Below are 4,735 nucleotides of genomic sequence, written 5' to 3'. Positions count from 1 at the left end.
GACTATGTCTATTTCGACCTCGTTGAGGCCGAGAAGAACGGCCTCACCGGCATCGCGCAGTTGCCCTATTCGATGAAGGTTCTGCTGGAGAACCTGCTGCGCAACGAAGATGGCCGCTCCGTTACCAGGGAATCGATCCAGGCGGTCGCCGCCTGGCTGACCGACAAGGGCACCGCCGGCGTCGAGATCGCCTATCGCCCGGCCCGCGTGCTGATGCAGGATTTCACCGGCGTGCCAGCGGTGGTCGACCTCGCCGCCATGCGCGACGGCATCAAGGCGCTCGGCGGCGACCCGGAAAAGATCAACCCGCTCGTGCCGGTCGATCTCGTCATCGACCACTCCGTCATCGTCGACGAGTTCGGCACGCCGATGGCCTTCGCCCGCAATGTCGAGCTCGAATATGAGCGCAACGAGGAACGCTACAAGTTCCTGAAATGGGGCCAGCAGGCCTTCCGCAACTTCCGCGTCGTGCCGCCCGGCACCGGCATCTGCCACCAGGTCAATCTCGAATATCTCGGCCAGGTCGTGTGGACCAATTCGGAAGATGGCGAGACGGTCGCCTATCCGGATACCTGCGTCGGCACCGATTCGCACACCACCATGATCAACGGCCTCGGCGTGCTCGGCTGGGGCGTCGGCGGCATCGAGGCCGAGGCTGCGATGCTCGGCCAGCCCGTCTCCATGCTCCTGCCCGAGGTCATCGGCTTCCGCCTCACCGGCAAGCTGAAGGAAGGCGTCACCGCGACCGATCTCGTGCTCACCGTCACCCAGATGTTGCGCAAGAAGGGCGTCGTCGGCAAGTTCGTCGAGTTCTTCGGCCCCGGCCTCTCCAACATGACGCTGGCCGACCGCGCCACCATCGGCAACATGGCGCCGGAATATGGCGCGACCTGCGGCTTCTTCCCGGTCGACTCTGAAACCCTCCGCTATCTGACCATGTCCGGCCGCGAGGAAAGCCGCATCGCCCTGGTCGAGGCCTATTCCAAGGCGCAAGGCATGTGGCGCGACACGGGCTCGGCCGACCCGGTCTTCACCGACCTGCTCGAGCTCGACCTCGGCGACGTCGTGCCGTCGATGGCCGGCCCGAAGCGCCCCGAAGGCCGCGTCGCCCTGCAGGACATTCCTGCCGGCTTCGCCAAGGCGATGGAGACCGAGTACAAGAAAGCTGCCGAGATCTCGAAGCGCTACGCCGTCGAGGGCGCTTCCTACGACCTTGGCCATGGCGACGTCGTCATCGCCGCCATCACGTCCTGCACCAACACCTCCAACCCGAGCGTGCTGATCGGCGCCGGCCTCTTGGCCCGCAACGCCAACCGGCGCGGCCTGAAGCAGAAGCCGTGGGTCAAGACCTCGCTCGCTCCCGGCAGCCAGGTGGTGGCCGAATATCTGGAAAAGTCCGGCCTGCAGAAGGAGCTCGACCAGATCGGCTTCAACCTGGTCGGCTTCGGCTGCACCACCTGCATCGGCAATTCCGGCCCGCTGCCGGCGCCGATCTCCAAGACGATCAACGATAAGGGCCTCATCGCCGCGGCCGTGCTTTCCGGCAACCGCAACTTCGAAGGCCGCGTCTCTCCGGACGTGCAGGCCAACTACCTCGCCTCGCCGCCGCTGGTGGTGGCGCATGCGCTGGCCGGCACGGTGACCAAGGACCTCACCACCGAGCCGCTCGGCGAAGGCAGCGACGGCAAGCCGGTCTATCTCAAGGACATCTGGCCGACCTCGGCCGAGATCCAGGAGTTCATCGAGAAGAACGTCACCCGCGAGCTCTTCGCCCGCAAATATGCCGACGTCTTCAAGGGCGACGCCTATTGGCAGAAAGTCAAGGCGCCGGCTGGCCAGACCTATGCCTGGGACGACCACTCGACCTATGTGCAGAACCCGCCCTATTTCGCCGGCATGGGCCGCGCCTTCGGCAAGGTCGGCGACATCAAGGGCGCGCGCGTGCTCGGTCTCTTCGGCGACAAGATCACCACCGACCACATCTCGCCGGCTGGCTCGATCAAGGCCGCTTCGCCGGCGGGCAAGTACCTGACCGAGCATGGCGTCGGCGTCGCCGACTTCAACCAGTACGGCACGCGGCGCGGCAACCATGAGGTGATGATGCGCGGCACCTTCGCCAACATCCGCATCCGCAACCACATGCTGGGCGAGAACGGCCGCGAGGGTGGCTACACGATCCACTACCCCTCGAAGGAGGAGATGTCGATCTACGACGCCGCGATGGAGTACAAGAAGGAAGGCGTGCCGCTGGTGATCTTCGCCGGCGTCGAATACGGCAACGGCTCCTCGCGCGACTGGGCGGCCAAGGGGACGAATCTGCTCGGGGTCCGCGCGGTCATCGCCCAATCCTTCGAGCGCATCCACCGCTCCAACCTGGTCGGCATGGGCGTCATCCCCTTCGTCTTCGAGGAGGGCACCTCATGGGCTTCCCTCAATCTCAAGGGTGACGAGCTGGTCGAGATCGACGGCCTGGACACCATCAAGCCGCGCCAGAAGATGGTCGCCAAGGTGACCTTCGGCGACGGCACGGTGAAGAACGTGCCGATCATCTGCCGCATCGATACGCTGGATGAGCTCGACTACTTCAAGAACGGTGGCATCTTGCAGTACGTGCTGCGGGATTTGGCTGCTTAGCAGCAGCCAAGGGAGTAGGGGAGTAAGGCAGTAGGGCAGTAGGGCAGAAGTCGCCCGCGCTGCCCGATCCTCTTCCCCCTACTCCCCTACTGCCTTACTCCCCTACTGCCCTCATCTTCCCGAACCTCGCCACCGCCGCCAGCAGCACCCCTAGCATCAGCCCGTTGAAGACGTGCCAGAGGAAGTGCGTGCCGAGCGGGAAGCTGGCGCAGACCAGCGGATCGATCATGCGGCAGATGACCGAGACGACGAAGATCGCCGATCCCGTCAGATTGTACCATCCGGCCCGGTTGCCGGTGGCCGCCACCCACGCCCCGAAGAAGGCGAGCGCCAGGAAGGGCGGCAAATAGCCTGTGGTGCCGTTCGAGGCCTGGCGCAGCCAGTCGGGCACCGCATAGATGATCAGGCCGGCCACCGCATAGAAGGCGACGAAGACGAGGATCGCCTTGCCCCAGTCCATGCCGAGGAATCGCCGCAGATTGAACAGCGTGTAGGCCAGCGTGAAGCCGGCGATCGGCAGGATGTCGGCCCAGATCGTGCCTTTGCTGGCGAAGGTGTGGAACAGGGTCGAGCCGATGCCGATCGCCACCACCCACCAGGCCAGCACCTCGGCGAAGGCGCCGGTCTTGTAGCGCCGCACCTGCCAGACACCCCACAGTCCCGCGGCAATGAAAGCCACATTGGTCAAAGCATTAGCCGGCTCTGCCCAAAGTCCAGGCCCCGTCCGTTCGCAATAGAGATCGACAGGGGTCAGGAGAGTTTGCCACATGGTGAGGATGCTGCTCCCGAATCGAACCGCGCCTTGAAATGCAAACGCTCTCCTATTGCGCCCTGACCTGCGGCTGCAACAGCAAAAATTTCACCGCAACGTGACTTCCCGTTGACTGGCGCTTCTGCCACATATTTTAGCAATCAGAACAAAGGCCGGCGTCACCGGCGGGAATTGGAAAAGTCATGGCATTTCGAGGACGATTGCGGCTTGCGGCGGCGGCGCTGGCCCTGACGGCGTTGGGCGGCGTGGCCCTGGCAGCCGAGCCTGAGAAAGCCGCGACCGGCAAGCAAATCGACAGGCCCTTGGGCGTGGTCGAACTGTTCACCAGCCAGGGCTGCAGTTCCTGTCCGCCGGCCGACGAGTTTTTCGCCGAGCTCGCCGGCAAGGACGACATCGTCGCGCTCGCCTACCACGTCAATTACTGGGACTATCTCGGCTGGCAGGACACGCTGAGCACCAAGGAGAACACCGACCGCCAGTATGACTATATGCGCGCCTTCGGCAGCCGCTCGGTCTACACGCCGCAAGCCGTCATCAACGGCCGCAGCCACGTCAATGGCGCCAGCCGCAAGGACGTCGACGGTGCGCTGGCCCGCATGGACAGGACCGGCGAGGGCATGCGGGTCGCCATCAAGGTGAGCCGCACCAGCGACCGCGTCATGATCGACGCGGGCGACGCCGCCGGCGGCGGCCCGACCGATGCCCATCTGGTGATCGTCTATTTCGATCCGCCGCAGATGGTGAAGATCGGCCAGGGCGAGAACAGCGGCCGCAGCCTGACCTATTGGAACGCCGTCTCCGACATCCAGACCGCCGGCATGTGGCACGGCAAGGCGCAGCGTTACGAATTGCCGATGACCGAGATCGCCAAGAAGGGCGGCTGCGCGGTGCTGCTGCAGTCGGTCGGCAAGGACGGCATGCCCGGCCCGATCCTCGGCGCCGCCTTCATCCGCAAGCCGGACCGGCTTTAGCTCCCGCCTTCTAGCAATTGGCTTCTCGTCCGCTAAAGCGGGCCGCTTCTCGCCACAAGGCAGGGCAATTTTTGGGAGTTCGGATAGCCGGCATGCCTTGATCGGGCCGCGCTTGATTGCCACGTGGTTCCCCCAATCCGTCGCTGCTTCGCAGCGCCACCTTTCCCCCCTCCGGAGGGAAAGGAAGGGAGCGTTGCTGGACGAATGTCGACGGCAAAAAGCGTGGCGACTTTCCTCTCCCCCGTCGATCCAGGGCTATCGCATATGGGTTATGGCCTGGATGAGATAATCATCGTTCCAGGCACATTTCTTGATGCGGTGGCTGACAGGGACTTTGTCGATGTCAGCCGCCTGGAGG

At 64.4% G+C, this 4,735-nt stretch carries 3 protein-coding genes; 2 read left to right on the top strand and 1 reads right to left on the bottom strand.

Annotation, left to right across the window (positions count from 1 at the left end):
• The coding region (acnA, locus tag EOD07_RS23230) for an aconitate hydratase AcnA (protein ID WP_127237121.1) at positions 1-2,634 on the top strand (2,634 nt) is incomplete at its 5' end.
• 94 nt (positions 2,635-2,728) lie between these two features.
• On the opposite strand, the gene EOD07_RS23225 is transcribed toward acnA, so the two are convergent.
• Positions 2,729-3,403 (bottom strand): ceramidase domain-containing protein, encoded by a 675-nt coding sequence (locus tag EOD07_RS23225; RefSeq protein WP_127237120.1) that lies wholly within the window; start codon positions 3,401-3,403, stop codon positions 2,729-2,731.
• 185 nt (positions 3,404-3,588) lie between these two features.
• On the opposite strand from EOD07_RS23225, the gene EOD07_RS23220 reads away from it, so the two are divergent.
• Positions 3,589-4,377 carry a thioredoxin family protein gene (locus EOD07_RS23220; RefSeq protein WP_127237119.1) on the top strand — a complete coding sequence of 263 codons (789 nt, stop codon included), beginning with the start codon at positions 3,589-3,591 and terminating at the stop codon, positions 4,375-4,377.
• Positions 4,378-4,735: the final 358 nt, after the last annotated feature.

This window comes from Mesorhizobium sp. M2C.T.Ca.TU.002.02.1.1 (assembly GCF_003997225.1).
This window is presented reverse-complemented; position numbering and strand designations above follow the sequence as displayed.